At 75.5% G+C, this 1,354-nt stretch carries 1 protein-coding gene; it reads right to left on the reverse strand.

All coding sequences use genetic code 11. From position 1 onward, the window contains the following. Positions 1 to 124 precede the first annotated feature (124 nt). Positions 125 to 1,159, reverse strand: coding sequence for an ABC transporter substrate-binding protein (locus HMPREF0731_RS20875; RefSeq protein ID WP_007006221.1), 1,035 nt, complete (start codon positions 1,157 to 1,159; stop codon positions 125 to 127). Positions 1,160 to 1,354: the final 195 nt, after the last annotated feature.

Raw genomic sequence — 1,354 nt, forward strand, 5'->3', positions numbered from 1 at the left:
AGCGCCGGCCCCGCCGCCTCGCCCAGCAGGCGCAGCGCCGGGGCCAGCCCGACCAGCGCCAGCCACAGCAGCGACAGCCAGCCCAGCGCCGGCAGGCTGGTCAGCCTGGCTCCCATGCGGGCGCTTACAGCCCCATGATGCGGTTGAAGCGCGCCAGGTCGGCCGCCGCGCTCTCCGCCGCGCGGGCGGCGTCGAAGGGCAGCAGGGTCAGGCTCTTGGGATCCGGGAAGCCGGCGGGCGGCGACACCGCCGGGTCGGCCGGCAGGAAGCCCTGGCTGGCGGCCAGCGCCTGCCCCTCGCGCGAGAGCAGGAAGGCGATGAAGGCGGCCGCCGCCTCCGGGTTGCGGCTGCTCTTCAGGATCGCCGCCGGCTCGGTGATGGCGCTGACGCCCTCCTCCGGCACGATGAAGCGCACCGGGGCACCCTTCGCCGCCTCACGGATCGGCATGTAGTCGACGATCATGCCATAGCCGCGCTCGCCGCCGGCGACCGCCTGCATCACCGCGCCATTGCCGCCGCGCGGCTGCAGCCCGGCCGCCGCCAGCTTCTCCCAGTAGCCCCAGCCGAGGCTGGGCGCCTGCGCCACCGCCTGCACATGGATCGCCGCCGCGCCGGAGACGGAGGGCGAGGGCATGGCGGTCAGCCCGCGCGCCTCGGGCCGCAGCAGATCGGCCCAGCTCTTCGGCGCGAAGGGGGCGCGGTTGTTCATGACGATGCCGGTGGTCAGCAGCTTGGTGCCGAAATAGCAGCGCCCGGGGTCGTGCCGCTCGGCCGGCGTGCCGGCGAGGTCGATCTCCGGGCTCGGCCGCAGCAGGCCTTCCTGCTTCAGCCCCTCGAAGGTCAGGCTGTCGGCCAGCAGCAGCACATCGGCGCGCGGCGCGCCGGCGGCCAGCTCGGCGCGCAGCCGGGGCAGGATCTGGTTGGTGCCGCCGCGGATCCATTCCACCTGCACCGCCGGGTGGCGCTGGCGGAACACCTCCACCGTGCGCGCCGCATCGGGCTCCAGCTGGCTGGTGTAGAGCACCAGCTTGCCCGAGACGCCGCCCTGCGCCCGCGCCAGGCGCGGCGCCGCCAGCGGCGGGAGGGCGGCGGTCAGGGACAGGGCCGGCAGGCCCCGCAGCAGGGCGCGCCGGGGAAGCGTCGTCGGCAGCCGCGTCATGGTCGTCCTCGCATCGGTTCAATGCCATTCGGCGGCGCCTCACCTAGCCCCGGCGGCGCCGCCGCGGCAGGGGGGGCGTGTGAAGTTTCCATGACCTGGGGCTGTCCGGCCACCCCGCAAGCCGCGCGGCGGGCAGGTTTACAGCCTCCGGAGCGGCTCCTAATGAGAAGGCGAAGGCCGGCGCCGCCGGCCGCC

The organism is Pseudoroseomonas cervicalis ATCC 49957 (assembly GCF_000164635.1).
Classification (GTDB): Bacteria; Pseudomonadota; Alphaproteobacteria; order Acetobacterales; family Acetobacteraceae; genus Pseudoroseomonas; species Pseudoroseomonas cervicalis.